General features: G+C 65.8%; 18 protein-coding genes. 11 read left to right on the forward strand and 7 right to left on the reverse strand.

What is annotated here, in order from left to right; translation table 11 throughout:
* Nucleotides 1-146: 146 nt before the first annotated feature.
* The 3 genes from HWY30_RS14040 to HWY30_RS14050 all read left to right on the forward strand — a co-directional run bounded on the left by HWY30_RS14040 (nucleotide 147) and on the right by HWY30_RS14050 (nucleotide 2,640).
* Nucleotides 147-1,106 (forward strand): aldo/keto reductase, encoded by a 960-nt coding sequence (locus HWY30_RS14040; RefSeq protein ID WP_090809870.1) that lies wholly within the window; start codon nucleotides 147-149, stop codon nucleotides 1,104-1,106.
* A gap of 172 nt (nucleotides 1,107-1,278) precedes the next feature.
* Entirely contained in the window at nucleotides 1,279-2,223 is a 945-nt protein-coding gene (locus HWY30_RS14045) for a metallophosphoesterase family protein (RefSeq protein ID WP_090809872.1), read from the forward strand.
* A gap of 33 nt (nucleotides 2,224-2,256) precedes the next feature.
* The gene (locus HWY30_RS14050; RefSeq protein ID WP_425199379.1) at nucleotides 2,257-2,640 is read left to right on the forward strand and encodes a cupredoxin domain-containing protein; all 384 of its coding nucleotides are present in this window, start codon (nucleotides 2,257-2,259) and stop codon (nucleotides 2,638-2,640) included.
* A 78-nt stretch (nucleotides 2,641-2,718) separates the two neighbouring features.
* Here HWY30_RS14050 and HWY30_RS14055 read toward each other — a convergent pair whose 3' ends face one another.
* Both HWY30_RS14055 and HWY30_RS14060 read right to left on the reverse strand, forming a co-directional pair.
* Entirely contained in the window at nucleotides 2,719-3,024 is a 306-nt protein-coding gene (locus HWY30_RS14055; RefSeq protein WP_090809877.1) for a hypothetical protein, read from the reverse strand.
* 75 nt (nucleotides 3,025-3,099) lie between these two features.
* The gene (locus HWY30_RS14060) at nucleotides 3,100-4,167 is read right to left on the reverse strand and encodes an aromatic acid exporter family protein (protein WP_090809879.1); all 1,068 of its coding nucleotides are present in this window, start codon (nucleotides 4,165-4,167) and stop codon (nucleotides 3,100-3,102) included.
* 589 nt (nucleotides 4,168-4,756) lie between these two features.
* On the opposite strand from HWY30_RS14060, the gene HWY30_RS14065 reads away from it, so the two are divergent.
* On the forward strand, nucleotides 4,757-5,536 hold the full coding sequence (locus HWY30_RS14065) for a hypothetical protein (RefSeq protein ID WP_090809884.1): 780 nt from the start codon (nucleotides 4,757-4,759) through the stop codon (nucleotides 5,534-5,536).
* Entirely contained in the window at nucleotides 5,493-6,689 is a 1,197-nt protein-coding gene (locus tag HWY30_RS14070; protein WP_244144905.1) for a GGDEF domain-containing protein, read from the forward strand. Before HWY30_RS14065 ends, HWY30_RS14070 begins: the two co-directional genes overlap by 44 nt.
* Nucleotides 6,690-6,701: 12 nt before the next feature.
* Here HWY30_RS14070 and HWY30_RS14075 read toward each other — a convergent pair whose 3' ends face one another.
* The 3 genes from HWY30_RS14075 to HWY30_RS14085 all read right to left on the reverse strand — a co-directional run bounded on the left by HWY30_RS14075 (nucleotide 6,702) and on the right by HWY30_RS14085 (nucleotide 9,202).
* Complete coding sequence (locus HWY30_RS14075) at nucleotides 6,702-7,352, reverse strand: glutathione S-transferase family protein (RefSeq protein WP_090809886.1); 651 nt, start codon at nucleotides 7,350-7,352, stop codon at nucleotides 6,702-6,704.
* A 162-nt stretch (nucleotides 7,353-7,514) separates the two neighbouring features.
* The gene (locus HWY30_RS14080) at nucleotides 7,515-8,990 is read right to left on the reverse strand and encodes a sodium:solute symporter family protein (RefSeq protein ID WP_090809888.1); all 1,476 of its coding nucleotides are present in this window, start codon (nucleotides 8,988-8,990) and stop codon (nucleotides 7,515-7,517) included.
* The gene (locus HWY30_RS14085) at nucleotides 8,987-9,202 is read right to left on the reverse strand and encodes a DUF3311 domain-containing protein (protein ID WP_090809890.1); all 216 of its coding nucleotides are present in this window, start codon (nucleotides 9,200-9,202) and stop codon (nucleotides 8,987-8,989) included. The genes HWY30_RS14080 and HWY30_RS14085 overlap by 4 nt, the downstream gene beginning before the upstream one ends.
* A 349-nt stretch (nucleotides 9,203-9,551) precedes the next feature.
* On the opposite strand from HWY30_RS14085, the gene HWY30_RS14090 reads away from it, so the two are divergent.
* On the forward strand, nucleotides 9,552-10,229 hold the full coding sequence (locus HWY30_RS14090) for a MarC family protein (RefSeq protein WP_018425193.1): 678 nt from the start codon (nucleotides 9,552-9,554) through the stop codon (nucleotides 10,227-10,229).
* Here the strand turns inward: HWY30_RS14090 and HWY30_RS14095 are convergent.
* On the reverse strand, nucleotides 10,146-10,514 hold the full coding sequence (locus tag HWY30_RS14095; RefSeq protein WP_244144906.1) for a hypothetical protein: 369 nt from the start codon (nucleotides 10,512-10,514) through the stop codon (nucleotides 10,146-10,148). The genes HWY30_RS14090 and HWY30_RS14095 overlap by 84 nt on opposite strands.
* Before the next feature lie 177 nt (nucleotides 10,515-10,691).
* On the opposite strand from HWY30_RS14095, the gene HWY30_RS14100 reads away from it, so the two are divergent.
* Nucleotides 10,692-10,937: a DUF6723 family protein gene (locus tag HWY30_RS14100; RefSeq protein WP_090809892.1), complete on the forward strand. Its 246-nt coding sequence runs from the start codon at nucleotides 10,692-10,694 to the stop codon at nucleotides 10,935-10,937.
* Nucleotides 10,938-10,984: 47 nt separating this feature from the next.
* On the opposite strand, the gene HWY30_RS14105 is transcribed toward HWY30_RS14100, so the two are convergent.
* Complete coding sequence (locus HWY30_RS14105; protein WP_090809894.1) at nucleotides 10,985-11,221, reverse strand: hypothetical protein; 237 nt, start codon at nucleotides 11,219-11,221, stop codon at nucleotides 10,985-10,987.
* Nucleotides 11,222-11,419: 198 nt separating this feature from the next.
* On the opposite strand from HWY30_RS14105, the gene HWY30_RS14110 reads away from it, so the two are divergent.
* The 4 genes from HWY30_RS14110 (at nucleotide 11,420) to tkt (ending at nucleotide 14,929) form a co-directional block, all read left to right on the forward strand.
* On the forward strand, nucleotides 11,420-11,746 hold the full coding sequence (locus HWY30_RS14110) for a hypothetical protein (RefSeq protein ID WP_090810523.1): 327 nt from the start codon (nucleotides 11,420-11,422) through the stop codon (nucleotides 11,744-11,746).
* Nucleotides 11,747-11,806: 60 nt separating this feature from the next.
* Nucleotides 11,807-11,983: a hypothetical protein gene (locus tag HWY30_RS14115; protein WP_167368764.1), complete on the forward strand. Its 177-nt coding sequence runs from the start codon at nucleotides 11,807-11,809 to the stop codon at nucleotides 11,981-11,983.
* 53 nt (nucleotides 11,984-12,036) lie between these two features.
* Nucleotides 12,037-12,582 (forward strand): cupin, encoded by a 546-nt coding sequence (locus HWY30_RS14120; protein WP_090809896.1) that lies wholly within the window; start codon nucleotides 12,037-12,039, stop codon nucleotides 12,580-12,582.
* A gap of 265 nt (nucleotides 12,583-12,847) precedes the next feature.
* Nucleotides 12,848-14,929: a transketolase gene (gene tkt, locus HWY30_RS14125; protein ID WP_090810524.1), complete on the forward strand. Its 2,082-nt coding sequence runs from the start codon at nucleotides 12,848-12,850 to the stop codon at nucleotides 14,927-14,929.
* Nucleotides 14,930-15,058: the final 129 nt, after the last annotated feature.

A 15,058-nucleotide genomic window follows, 5' to 3' on the forward strand; every position in this document is an offset into this window, starting at 1 on the left:
TCACGCTGCTTCTGTTTCACCTGGCACGACCGCGCCCCTCGCGTCGAGCGTCTCGCGGCGATCGCAGGCTGCACGCATTCATCGACGACAGCCAGGCCAGCGTGGACGGTGGTCGAACTTTCATGCACGAGGGCACCATACACGCTATGGCACATTCGTCGAACCACGATCACCGCCGCCGCTTTCTGCGCACGGCGCTCGGGCTGCCGGCAGCGCTTGCGCTGTCGCGCGTCACGTCCGCGCAAACTGAGGCGCACGCGCAATCCGGTGCCGCCTTACCCCGCGTGAGCCGCCGCGCGATCCCGTCCACCGGCGAAGCGCTGCCGGTGATCGGCTGCGGCACGTGGCGCACCTTCGACATCGGCGACGATGCCGCCGCCCGCGCCCGACTCGCCGAGGTGCTGCGCATCCTGTTCGAAGCGGGCGGCTCGGTGATCGATTCTTCGCCGATGTACGGTTCGTCGGAAGCGGTCGTGGGCGCGCTGCTCACGCAGCTCGACGCGCATCGCAAGGCGTTCGTCGCCACCAAGGTCTGGACCGAGGGACGCGAGGCCGGCATCGCGCAGATGGAGGAATCGCTGCGGCGTTTTCAGCAGCCGCATGTCGATCTGATGCAGATCCACAATCTGCTCGACTGGCGCACGCAGCTCGCGACCTTGCGCGACTGGAAAGCGCGCGGCCGGATTCGCTATCTCGGCATCACGCATTACACATCGAGCGCTTTCGACGAAGTCGCGGCGGTGATGCGCAGCGAGAAGCCCGACTTCGTGCAGATCAACTACGCCGCCGACGATCGCGCGGCCGAGCAGCGTATCCTGCCGCTCGCGGCGGATCTCGGCATCGGCGTCGTGATCAATCAGCCGTTCGGCGGCGGCGGTTTGCTCGCGCGCGTGATGAAAACGCCGTTGCCCGCATGGGCCGGCGAAATCGGCTGCACGAGCTGGGCGCAGATTCTGTTGAAATTCGTGCTCGCGCAGCCGGCGGTGACGGTCGTGATTCCGGGCACCGGGCGGCCGCAATACATGGCGGACAATGTGCGCGCGGGATCGGGACCGCTACCCGACGACGCGATGCGCGCGCGGATCATCGCGGCGGTCGGCGGCTGACTTGATGCGCAATCCAGTGCGCAATCCATCACGGCGATTACTTGCCGCTTGCTATTCGCATACAGGTGCCGCCTCCCACAAACGCCGCACGACACGGGAATAAAACCGGCCACACGCCAGTCATGCCTCACGAACCGGGTTCAGTTCGGCGAATCCTTATCGTGAGGTCATCATGTCGTCACATCATTCATTCGATCCGGCGCGTCGCGGCGCGCTGAAGTGTCTTGCGTTCGGCGGCCTCGGCACCGTGTTCATGCTGTCGGGCGGCGTGCTGACGCCGGTCGAGCTCGCGCTCGCGGCCGACGCGAACACCGCGACGCCAGCGGCTGGCACGCCGCTTTTCCTGCAGATCAGCGACACGCATATCGGCTTCAACAAGGAGGCGAATCCCGACGTCGCGGGCACGCTGAAACAGACGATCGATTACGTCAACGCGATGCCGGCGCGTCCGCCGCTCGCGATTCACACCGGCGACATCACGCATCTGTCGAAGCCCGCGGAATTCGATCTGGCCGCGCAACTGATGTCGGGACTGAAGATCACCGAGCTGCACACCGTCCCCGGCGAGCATGACGTCACCGACGGCCCCGGCACGGAGTACTTCAGCCGCTTTGGCAAGGCTTCGGATAACCGCGGCTATTACAGCTTCGATCACCAGGGCGTGCATTTCGTCGGGCTCGTCAACGTGATGCATTTCAAGCCGAACGGCCTCGGCGGTCTTGGCGACGAGCAGCTCGAATGGCTCGAAAACGATCTGAAAGGCCGCTCGTCGAGCACCCCGGTCGTGGTGTTCGCGCACATGCCGATGTGGACCATCTACGAGCCGTGGGGCTGGGGCACCGGCGACGCGGGACAGGCGATGAGCTATCTGAAGCGCTTCGGTTCCGTGACGGTGTTGAACGGCCACATTCATCAGATCGTGACGAAGGTCGAGGGCAACGTGACGTTCCATACCGCGCGCTCGACCGCCTATCCGCAGCCGACCGCCGGCCAGGGCGATGGCCCCGGGCCGCTGAAGGTCGCGAGCGACCAGTTGCCGAAGATGCTCGGCGTGACGAGCGTCAGCATCGCGCGTCATCCGCTGAAGGCGACGCTCGACGACACGACGCTCGCCTGACGACACGCGCTACTTTTACGCTCGAGGAGATCAATGATGCTAACCAATATGATGGGCCGCGCGCTCGCGATTCTGCTCGGCAGTGTCGCGATTGTGGCGGTGTCGGCGGGGCTCGGTTTTGCGCAAACGACGATGCCGATGCAGGTGCAGAAACAGACCGTCGCGTCGACGCCTAACGCGATCGTCATCAAGAACTTCATGTTCTCGCCGATGGAACTGACCATCAAGGCGGGCACGACGGTCACATGGAAGAATCTCGACGGCGAGCCGCACACCGTGGTCAACGACGCGGGCCTGTTCCGCTCGGCCGCGCTCGATCAGGACGACACCTATCAGTTCAAATTCGATAAACCGGGCGTGTACAAGATCTTTTGCGGCATCCATCCGAACATGAAGGCGACCATTACCGTGCAATGATCCGATTGCCGCCAAGCCCTTGCTCAGCAAGGGCAGTTTGGATTTTGCTCCGAACTCAACCCTGGATCGCGAGCACTGTTATTCCGTAGGCGGCTTGGCCTGCCCCCAGTCGACGGGGTGGTGCAGCGAAATCTGCAGACGATCGCGCAATTCGGGATGGACAGACGCCTGGTTGAGGACAGCCATGCCTCCGATTTGACGCAAGGTTTCGTCCGTGATCGGCGCGCGGCAATCGTCCGAACCCAGAGGCACAGTCATTGCCATTCCGCGCGCTATCTGCCGATCTATTGCCCCCTCGACTTCCTCGCGCGACACGGTACATACCTGGATTTCACAGGCATCCTCGTTATAAAAAATCACGGTGGCACGCTGGCGCTTTGTCATCTCAGAAACCTCTGCAGCTCTGGTAATTTTGAAATGCCGTCTGTTTGCACATGGCATAAGCACGGGGGTTTTGGGTCACGCGGTATGCAGCTCGCTCAACCGGCACAGCAGAATCCCATAGCCGGTCAGATGCCCGAGGTACACGCTCGTAAACACGTCCGACGCGGGCAGGTCCTCGGTCAGCTGACGCAGGTCCTCCAAATGCAGCGGCGGCGCGTCGAGCGGCGGACGCTCGACGCGCAGGTCCGCCGCCTCGGCCAGTTGCCGGTGCGCGTTGACGAGCCGCGCGAGCCGCGCGAGAAACATTTCGCGCCACGCGGCGTCGAGCGCGGCGAACTGATCGTGAAACGTGTCCATCGTTTCAAGAAAATTGACCAGCGAATCGAAGGTCTCCTGATAGCTCGCGAACACCGGCAGCCGTGCCGCGTTGCGCTTCAGATGTGGCGACACCCACGCCTGCTCGAGGTCGGTCTTCAGCAGCAGGTGCGCCTGCTTCAGGTTCGTGCTCAGCGTGCGCAGCCTGGAGGCCGCCGGCTTGATCTGCGCTTTGTCGAGCTGTCCCGCGGCCAGTTGCGCGACGACATCGGTGGCCTGTTCGTTGCCGTCGTTGACGAGCGTGTTCGCCCAGTAGCCGTGATCGGGCGGAAACGCGATCTGCTGGATGACGAAGCCGAGCAACATGCCGAGTACCACGCCGATCAGGCGCTGTTCGAGCAGCGGAAGATGTTCGCCGGTATAGAGCACGAGCGTGATCGGCACCGTGATGCTGGTCATCTGGAACAGCGACGGCCGCAGCGCGACGATGCTGAAGATCACGACCGGCAGCAGCGCCGCGCCCATCCACAGGTGCGGCGCGGTCAGCCAGATCAGCAGCGTGCCGATCGGCATCGCCACCACGTTCGAAAACACCCGCTTGTAGAAGTAGCTTCGAGCCGCCGAAATCGAGCTACCGAGCGCCAGCGTCAGCATCGTCGAACCGGCTAGCGGCACGGCCGCGTCGGGAAAGCCGAGCAGGTATGGGATGCCGAAACCGATCCACAGGCCGAGCGTCAGCTTCGTGTACTTGGCGGTTTCCGACAGAGAAAAGCGCGCGAGCGCGCGGCGCAAGGGCGTGAGTGGTTGGTGCAGATACCTGTTCGACATGATTTTTATGCTGACCGATGACGTGGGGCCGAGCACCGTTGGGCCCGGCACCGTTGGGCCCGGCACGGCGCGGCGTTCGCGACATGCGCGCACGTGACCTTATCATCCGGCGCGGACGGCTTCGGGAATTCGCACGGCAGCAGGTTCGCGGAATGCGGCTCGAGGCGCGCGGCGCGCGCAGTCCAACGCGGGTTTCAAGCGGCGGGTTCGGCGTCGCGCGCGCGTTCGCCGCCAGGCCCGGTTGTTGCGTGCGAAACGGCGACCGCGTTGGCGCGTTTCGCAGAATCCGCGTCGCATCGAGCGTAGCGGCCTCCGGCAGGCGCACGGCTGGCTCTCGGGCTCTGTGCCAGGTTGGAGTTTTTACCGGCTTTGCACGCTTTTTTGCCAACTCACACGGCATCGGGCGGCGTCGTTTGAAGCACCGCCGAAGCGAGGCGGAAACGCAACGCTGCTATGTTGTCGGCCGTTCGCGACAGGATTACATTCATTGAGCATTGCGTGCAGCGGCAGTCCGCGAGCTCGGTTTACGCGCCGGCTCGTCAGCGCGCCAGCTTGTCTGCAAGAAGTGGCATACCCGGAGCGTATTGCGATGGCTACCGATCCCGACGATATCGACTTGCGTCATTCCACAACGGACGGTCGGGCCTCCTTCGAACCCGACGGCCCTGACGAATCGGGCGTGCCGCCCCCGCGCTTCGGCCGCCTCGCCCTGTGCCTCGCGGCGGCCGGCGCGCTGACCTTCGGTGTGATGGGCACCGTCGCCTACGGCGTCTGGTTCAACCAGGATCAGCAGACGTACGCGGATGCCATTGCGGGCGCGCGCCAGGCGCTCGGCTCATCGGCATCGGCCCGGGTGCCGACGGTGGCCGTCGCGCACGCGCCGGAGGAGGCCGCCGCGCCGTTTGCCATGCCGTTTGCCATGCCGTCAGCCAGGCAGCCCGCTGCGCCAGGGGTCGCGCTCGAAGCGGCCGGCGCGAACGGCGGCTTCGAGGGCACCAACCCGGCCGTGTGGTCCGGGCAGATCCGCCCGAGTACGCCTGACCCGAATCTCACCGCCACGCTGGCCGATACGCCGGTCGATACCTCGGCGGATATGTCGGCGGATATGTCGGCCACCCCACCCACAGCCCCCATTGTTCCCACGCCACCGCCGGGCTACACGCGGCACGTCGCCAATGCCGCCAATTCCACCGCGAAGCCCGCGGCCGGTCACGACGCGAAAGAAACGCGGCTCGCACAGCAGGAGCGGCGCGCGTCGTCGCAGCACAAGGGCGGTCTGTTTGCGCGGATCGGACAGTTCTTTCGACGCGTGAGCTATCGTCAACATGACAATGGCCGACGGCAACAAGATATCTACTCCCATCCCTGAGCACGCGGTCGTCGGGCCAGCGGGGCGAGCAGGGCTGCGCGGCGCCGCACGCGCGCGCGCGCCGATGTGGCGCTTCCGGCCGGGGCCCGCGAGTGTCGGCGTGGCCGCGCTGTTGTGTCTGCTGTTCGGCCTGCTGTATGTGGCGATGCAGATCCGCACGGTGTTTTCCGATCAGTTGAAGCAGGAGTACGCGGGCCTCGTGCTCGAAGCCGCCGGGCGCGTCGACAGCGCGCGCGAGCAGTTGGCCGCGTGGCAGCATATGGCCGACACCCTGGCGAGTCACGACGCGTCGTTCGTGCCGGCCTATGACGCAGCGCGCGCCGAACTCGCGCGGCGTTTCGCGGCGCTCGCGGCGCTCGTCAACGCGAGTCCGTCGCCGGCGCCGCCCATTCCGTCGATGTCACCGACACAGGCGACGCCCGAAGCCGTCGCGGCGGCGCTCGGCAGCGTGTCGGCCTACTGGCGCGCGCAACGCGACGCGTCGAGCGCCGACGTGCGGCTGCGCGTCGCGCACGTCGCGCGCACGCTGATCGCGCTCGCCGCGCTGCTGTTCTGCATGCTGATCACGGCGCTCGGCATGTACGCGAAGCGCACCCGCCAGCTCGCGGGGCAGTCGCACGAGTTCGAGCTGGCGTCGCTGCACGATTCGCTGACGGGCCTGTCGAACCGCCGCAAGCTGCTGGCCGCGCTCGACTCTGCCGCCAGGCACGCGCGGACCGCGGCCGTCGAGCAGCGCTTCGCCGTGCTGTATATCGACCTCGATGGCTTCAAGCAGGTCAACGATTCGTTCGGGCATCGCACCGGCGACGAATTCCTTGCCGCGGTATCCGCCCGGTTTCGCGCGTCGGTGCGCAAAGGCGATCTGGTCGCGCGCATCGGCGGCGACGAGTTCGCGGTGCTGGTGCGCACCTTTGCGGGCGATGACGAGCTCGCCGAGATCGCGTGCCGGCTGATGGCCTGCGTGGTCGACACCGACGAGCAGTTGGGAATCGGCGGCGTGCGCGCGAGCGTGGGCATTGCGAGTTATCCCGACGACGTCGACGATCACCGCCGTCTGGTCGCCGCCGCCGATGCCGCGATGTATCAGGTCAAGCGCGACGGCAAGAACGGCTTCGCGTTCGCGGCGCAGACGGGCAGGGAAGCGACGTTGTGAACCGTCTGAACGTCACTGGCCTTCGTTGCGCCACTCCGTCAGCTTTTCGCGCTCGTTGAGTTCGATGAACGCCGGCCGTGCGCGCAGCCTGCGGATATAGCTCGCGAGATGCGGCCAGCCCACCGTCGCCGGGTGGGGCATGTTGCGGGTCCAGCGCATCAGCACGAGCGCGAGCAGATCGGCGGTGCTGAGCTTGCCGCCCGCGAGGTATGCGTGGCCGTCGGCGAAATGCCTGTCGAGCCGCGCACACGCTTCTTCGATGCGGCGTTGCGCGAGCGCGCGCACCGCCTCGGCGCCCGCGGGGTCGCCGTCGCTGCCGGCGTAGAACCAGTCGCGCATCGCGGGTAGCAGCGTATTCGCGAGGTAGATCATCCATTCGAGCCATTGCGCGCGTGCGGCCGAGCCCGGCGCGGGCGCGAGGTCGGCCTCGGCGTGGCGCTCGGCGAGCAGCATCAGCAGCGCGGCCGATTCATGCCGCGGCACGCCATCGACGACCAGCGTGGGCACGCGCCCGGCCGGATTCAGACGCAGATACTCGGGATCGCGCTGCTGGCCCGCGTCGATATCGACGAGGCGCGCTTCGAACGGCACGCCCATTTCGAGCAGCATCCAGTGCACGGGCATGCTAGCCGCGCCGGGCGAGTAGTAGAGAACGTAGGACATTCGGGGCTCCGCGGATCGTCGAGAGCGCGGTCGAGCCGTGAACAGAAAGAATCAGGGGCTGTCGCCGAAACGAACAGCCCCTTCAGATGCGTCAGGCGCCAGCGTACGCAAATGCGGGCGCTCGAAGCAGCAAGCCTCGAATCACGCCCGCGGCCAGGTCTTTCAATGCGCCGACGCGTGCTTCTCCTGCTCGGCTGCGCTCGGCTGCGTCACCGCGCTGACGATCACGAACACGATCACGTTGACCGCGAGCGCAAGGAAGCCGATGTTGACGTCCTTCAGCGCATCGGGCAGGAACGGCATCAGGTGACCGACGCTCCAGTGCAGCGTCGTGGTCAGTGTGACCACCGCGACACCCGCGACGATGCCGCAGAACGCGCCTTGCCTCGTCGCGCGGTTGTGCGGGAACAGGCTGCAGAGCACGGCCGGGAACAATTGCGTGACGAAGCTGTAGCCCATCAGCAGCAGCGCGACGATGGTTTCGCCGCCGTTCAGCGTGAAGGCGACCGCGACCAGCGCCACGACCGGTACGAGGAAGCGCGCGATCACCGCGACCGACGCATCCGACGCGTTGCGGTTCACCATGCCGCGATACACGTCGTTGGCGAGCAGCGTCGACGCCGAGGTCAGGATCATCGAGCCCGGCACCAGCGCGGTCAGGATACCGGCCGCGCCGATCACGCCGACGAACCACGGATCGAACGTCTGCAGCGACAGGCGGAACAACGACAGGTCGATGTCGGCGCCCTTCAGGCCCGGCACGCGCAGCGTCGCCGCGAAGCCGACGAAGAACACGAACAGCAGGATCAGCTGATAGAGCGGCAGAATCGCGGCATTGCGGCGGAAGATTCGCTCGTCCTTCGCCGTGAAGATCGAACCGAACGTGTGCGGCCACATGAAGAAGCCGAGCGCGGTCAGCAGCACCGTCGACTGGAACCACACGACGCTCGAACCGCGCGCCGGGAAGGTCAGGAAGCCGGGACGGGCGGCGTCGATCGTGCGGAACATCGCGCCGATGCCGCCGTAGTAATGCAGCGGCAGATAGATGCCGAGGAACAGCACGATCGCGAGAATCAGCAGATCCTTGGCCACCGAGTTCCAGGCGGAGCCGCGCACGCCCGACACGATCACGTAAGAGGTCACGACGATCGCGCCGATCCAGATCGCCGCCGTCGACGAGATCGCGCCGTACGACGCGGTCGCGACGATGATGCCGAGGCCCTTCAATTGCAGCACCAGGTACGGGATCAGCGCGGCCACGCCGACCAGCGCGACCAGCGTGCCGAGCGCCGGGCTCTCGTATTTGCGCCTCAAGAAGTGCGGCTGCGAGACCAGGCGGTGCGTCTTCGCGTAGCGCCAGATCGGCGGCAGCATCCAGTACGACAGGATGTACGCGAGCGTGCCGTACGCGAGGATGTAGTAGACCGGCGCCCCCTTGCCGTACGCGAAGCCGCTGCCGCCAAGGAACGTGAAGGTCGTATAGATTTCGCCGGCCATCAGCAGGAACACGAACGCGGTGCCGAAGCTGCGGCCGCCCACGGTCCACTGCTCGAGGCTCATGTCGTGGCCGCGCCTTGCGCGCACGCCGAGGAACAGCGCGAATAGCGTAACGGCGGCGATGATGACGAGTGCGCTCATGGGCGAACCTCCTCGCCATCGGCGGCGACGTGTCGGTTGGACGGATCGAGGTTGTAGATGATCGCCATGATGATCGCGCTCAACACCACCCACATGACGATCCAGGCCAGCACGAACGGCATGCCGAGCACGAGCGGCTCGACGCGATTGACAAACGAAACGCCGACCAGGATGCCGACGAACGGCAACGCGGCAAGTACACGAAGCAGCATGTGGACAACTCCTCGAACCAGTAGGTATGTGTCGTTGAAATTCCGGCTTCGCTGAGGACTGTATGCCGGATACTTCGGTCCCGTAAAGCAGGTCAAAATAAATGTCGGAGTTTCGACCGCTGCAATTGCATCTTTCCAGCCCGGATTGCTGCAGTGCAAAGCGGGACGCGCCGTGGCGCGCAAGGCGTCGCGCGGCTTTTCTGCAGGCCGACTGGCGCGCCGCGATATGATCTGCGAGCATTGCAGCATTTTCCGGACCGCGCGATTCCGGCCGGGTTCATGACCGGCAGCGCGCCCAGGCGCGAACCCGCGCGAGCACACGCAGACAAGCAGGCACACGGACACCCACATGGTCGAAAGTCTGATCTCGGACATCATGTTTGGCTTTATCGGCTTAATCAGCATCATCAATCCGTTCAGCGGCGCGTTCGTGTTTCTGGACCGGACCGCGTCGTTGACCCTCGACGAGCGCACCCTACTCGCCCGCAAGATCGCGATCAACGCCGCCGTTGTGCTGCTGGTGGCATTCTTCATCGGCACGCCGATCCTGCATTTCTTTGGTATCTCGATGGAGGCGCTGCGCATCGGCGGCGGGCTCGCGCTTGCCGTGGGCGGCTGGCAAATGCTCAATGCGCCGGACACGCCGGCGGTCGAGCAGACGGAAGTCAAGCGCGTCGACGCCGAAACCGCGAAATCGCGCGCGTTCTTTCCTCTGACCGTGCCGCTGACCACCGGGCCCGGCTCGATCGCGACCGCGATCGCGCTGTCGGCGAATCGCACGCACAAGCTGTCGGCGTTCGTGATGTCGGGCATCGCGTCGGTCGCCATCACGTTCGCGGTGGCCGTCTGCGTGTATCTGATCTACAGCCGCGCGACGATCCTCGCGCGCTATCTCGGCGTCGAGGGCACCAAGGTCGCGTTGCGGGTGTCGGCGTTCCTGCTGCTATGCATCGGCGTGCAGATCATTCTGACCGGCGTATCCGAATTCCTGATTCCGATCGCGACGATGCGCCCGCCGGCGGGCTAGCGCCGCATGCCGGCGCCATGCACGCTGTGGCGGCGGCGCCGCAGGTGGATCGCCTTCGGGTGGTTCGTGCGGAACGTCGACCGGATCGTCCGGGATCGGGTCGGGGTCGATCTTCGGCGGCGGCGTGTTCGGCGCGATGTCGGGGTCGACTTCGGGCGGCATCGGCGCATGCGGATGCAGCGGCAGCGGCAGCGGCTGCATCGAAATTTGCGCGTGGGTTGGCGCGTTCAGGTCGAATGTGCCGATTGCACCGGGCGCTTGCCGGCTCGTATCAGGTGAATCCATCGGTCCTCTCCCTATAGTCTTCGTTCAGACGCGCAATGCCCGTGCCGCATGCCGACGGATCTCGTTCGCGTGGAACGCCAATTGCTGGAACCCGGCACGCGTGCCGCATCGCGATGACCGCGCGCGCCCGGCTCACATTGGACATCGCCCACGCAAAGCACAGGACGAGGAGCGCATATGGCGCGACATAAGGCCGACGTTGCCGACGACGACTTCGAGATTTTCGCCAGCTATCACGGAACTGGCGACGGCCGATACATAGGTGGACTGAAGGTTGTGAGGAAAGCGGACCGGCGGATTCTGTTCCCATTCGAGGGCGCACCGCAGATCGGCCCCTATGCGACCGCCGACGAAGCACGCCGCGCCGCAATTGCATACGGCCGCAAGCTCGTCGCGGCCGATCGTGCCGCGCCCGAAGGCTGAGCGGGCGCAGCCGGTTTGGCAGTGCTTGCGTGAGAGGCGCAGAGCCATCAGGGCATACCGCCGAGCGACGGCGAAATCGTGCTGCCGCGCGCGGGATCGTCCGGATGTTCGTCGGGCAGGGTAGGGCGCGCCGACAGCGGTGGATGATCGCGATAGCAGGTGTCGACCGAACCGTCGACGAGGCAGTTCTGGAACGCATCGGCGTCGCTCTTTTGCGCGAACGTGTACAGCGTGCGCTCGACCTGCACCTCGGTATCGGATATGCGAATTGTCGTAATGCTCATGAGGTTCTCCTTCGGGGGCGCGCCTTTTTTACAAAGCGAAAGTGCCGCGCTACTGCCTTCGAGATCGCAATGGCCGTGCCTGTTGCGCTGTGCGCGGACTTCTCCGGCAAGGCTCGAATGTTGCTGCATGAACCAGGTGCCCGTTCGAGATGGCGCGTAATGACGCGAATCGACGGCAGAACAAACGAGGAGGGCGCGATGCAAGATCCCCAATCGACCGACACCCCGCAGCAGAGCGCGACGCCGGGCGGCGAGCAGTCCGCGAGGCCAGATAACCGCGCCGCGCCCACGCTGTCCGACGAAGTCAAAGCCCGCAACAAGCCGAGCGGCACGCACTACGTCGAGCCGAGTCCGCTCGGCATCGAACCGGTCGTGCAGACCGGCGTGGACAAAGCGACCAATCCGCCACGGTCGAGCGAGCGGCCGCGCCAGGGCGCCGAAGTGCCGCTCGGCACCGGCGAGCACGCCGAGCCGCCGGGCGGCGGCGGGCGCGAATCGCATCACAAGCAGCCGGGCGAGCAATGACGCGGCGCGTTGCGTGCCAGCCGTGCATCCAATCCGTCAACACCCAACCGGAGAAAGCGCATGCAACCGGACAATCCAACCCAATCGGTGAACCCCGGCGACGAAGCGCCGCCCAACACGCCGGGCGCTGGCGAAGACCTGTGCGGCGCCTGCCACGGCACGGGCAAGGTCGAGGGGGCTCGCTGCGCGGTGTGCGGCGGCACGGGCAAGGTGCTGCAGGGCATCGGCGGAGGCTAGCCGGCTGCTCGTCCGCAGGTTCGCGGCAACCGCATCACAAGCCAGGAGCAACCATGTTCAACGAGTCCAGGCACGGCTTCGACGCCGCGCAGACCGAATACGAAGCGTTCATGCTGGAGTCGCACGACTGGGTGCCGAACAACAGCAAGCTGCCGGTCGTGCTGTACCGGCGCGCGCTGTCGCCCGGCAGCGGCAATCTGCCCGCCGCGTTCGAAATCCTCTTCGAGCGCAATGCATGGCCCGCGCAGTGGCGCAACAGCATCTTCGACTTCCATCACTTTCACGCGACCGCGCACGAGGTGCTCGGCGTGACAGAGGCGAGCGCCGAGGTGATCGTCGGCGGGCCGGGCGGACGCGTGGTGACGGTGCACGCGGGCGACGTGCTGCTGCTGCCGGCCGGCACCGGCCATTGTCTGCAATCGTTCGAGCGGCATTTTCAGGTGGTGGCGGGCTATCCGTTAGGACAGCAATGGGACATTCGCCGCGAAGCGCTGACGCCGCAGGAACTCACCGAGATGCTGGCGTTGCCGTTTCCGCCGCTCGATCCGATCGACGGCAAGCACGGTCCCGTCATCGAGTTTTGGCTGCAGTCGGCCTGAACTTCGTCGTTCGCGAAGCAACCGACCTGCCGCGGCGTGGCGTGCAGAGTCGCGCGGTTAGGCGCATCATCTGTGGGCTTTGCCGCGATTTTCCCGCGCGCTTTCGGCGCTGACGCTGGCACGTGGGCGGTTCCACGTGCGGCTTCGCGTCCTTATCGACATGCCCGGACGCGCGCGATTCCATGTCGACACGATGCGCCGATCCATCCGCGCGCTCCGCGGCGCGCGTCGGCCGTCTCCCGAATTGCCGAACAAGGAGCGTCCCATGCAAAACGATTCCGCCCTCGATCAGTTGTGCATCAACACGATCCGCACGCTGTCGATGGACGCCGTGCAGAAAGCCAATTCCGGCCACCCCGGCACGCCGATGGCGCTCGCGCCGGTCGCCTATCACCTGTGGCAACACCACCTGCGTTACGACCCTGACGAGCCGCTGTGGCCGAATCGCGACCGCTTCGTGCTGTCGGCCGGGCATGCGTCGATGCTGCTGTATTCGCTGCTGCATCTGGCCAACGTGAAAGCCGTCGACGAACACGGCAAGCCGACCGGCGCGCCGGCCGTGTCGCTCGACGACATCGAGCATTTCCGCCAGATCGACAGCAATACGCCGGGCCACCCCGAGTACCGGATGACGACCGGCGTCGAGACCACCACGGGACCGCTTGGGCAAGGGCTCGGCAATAGCGTCGGCATGGCGATGGCCGCGCGCTGGTACGAGAGCCACTTCAATCGCGCGGACGCGCCGCTGTTCGACTACCGCGTGTACGCGATTTGCGGCGACGGCGACATGATGGAAGGCATCTCGCACGAAGCGGCCTCGCTCGCGGGGCATCTGAAGCTGTCGAACCTGATCTGGATTTACGACAGCAACCGCGTGACCATCGAAGGCCATACGGACCTCGCGTATAGCGACGATGTGGCAAGCCGCTTTCACGGCTACAACTGGCACACGCTGCACGTCGGCGATGCGAACGACACCGCCGCGCTGGAAAAGGCGCTGGTCGAAGCAAAGAGCGTGACCGACCGGCCGTCGCTGATCGTGGTCCACAGCATCATCGGTTGGGGGGCGCCGAACAAGCAGGACACCGCGTCCGCGCATGGCGAAGCGCTCGGCGTCGAGGAAGTCGCGCTCGCCAAGAAGTTCTACGGCTGGCCCGAGGACAAGTTCTTCTACGTGCCCGAGGGCGTGCACGAGCGCTTCGCGCAGGGCATCGGCGCGCGCGGCAAGGCGGCGCGCGAACAATGGCAGGCGAAGTTCGACAGCTACAAAAAGCAGTATGCGGAGCTCGCGCGCGAATTCGCGCAGATCGAGGCGCACGAATTGCCGCAGGGCTGGGACAGCGACATCCCGAGCTTCAACGCGGACCCGAAGGGCATCGCGACACGCGAATCGTCGGGCAAGGTGCTCAATGCGATTGCCGCGCGTGTGCCGTGGATGATCGGCGGCGCGGCGGACCTGTCGCCGTCGACGAAAACCAACCTGAAGTTCGAAGGCGCCGGCAGCTTCCAGGCGAATAACTATGGCGGCCGCAATCTGCACTTCGGCATTCGCGAGCATGCGATGGGCGCGGTGGTCAACGGTCTTGCGCTATCGAATCTGCGCGCGTACGGCTCGACGTTCCTGATCTTCAGCGACTACATGAAGCCGCCGATCCGCCTGTCCGCGATCATGGAAGTGCCGGCCATCTTTGTGTTCACGCACGATTCGATCGGCCTCGGCGAAGACGGTCCGACGCATCAGCCGATCGAGCAGCTCGCGTCGCTGCGCGGCGTGCCCGGCCTCACGGTACTGCGTCCCGGCGACGCGAACGAAGCGGCCGAGGCCTGGCGCGTTGCGCTGACGCAGCCGCATCGACCGGCGTGCATCGTCTTGTCGCGCCAGCCGCTGCCGACGCTCGACCGGAGCCGCTATGCGCCCGCGAGCGGCGTCAGGCACGGTGCGTATGTCCTCGCCGATGCGCCCGCTGGCAAGAAGCCAGAGGTGATCCTGATGGCGACCGGCAGCGAGCTATCGATCTGCGCCGACGTGTACGAGAGGCTGAAGAGCGAGGGCATCGCGGCGCGCGTCGTGTCGATGCCGTCGTGGGACATCTTCGAGCGCGAGGACAGCGCGTATCAGGAGTCGGTGCTGCCCGCGGACGTCGAGGCGCGCGTCGCGGTCGAGCAGGCTGCGTCGCTCGGCTGGGATCGGTATACAGGACGGCTCGGTGCGCAGGTCGTCATGCATACGTTCGGCGCGTCGGCGCCGATCGCGGATCTGAAGAAGAAATTCGGTTTCACGCCGGAAGTCGTGTATCAGGCGGCGAAGCAGCAGATCGAGCGGGTGAAGAAGGGGAAGGGCACTTGAGCGTGCGGCGCTCGACGACGTCGTGAACGCTTGATGCGAAAAGCGGTGGGCCGGCGGAATCTATCCGTTTCGATCAGGCGTGCGGCCACGGTTTGCGGCCGCTTGCCGGCCTACTCGGTCGCGAGGCCG

It is taken from the genome of Paraburkholderia tuberum STM678, assembly GCF_902833905.1.
GTDB classification, from domain to species: Bacteria; Pseudomonadota; Gammaproteobacteria; order Burkholderiales; family Burkholderiaceae; genus Paraburkholderia; species Paraburkholderia tuberum.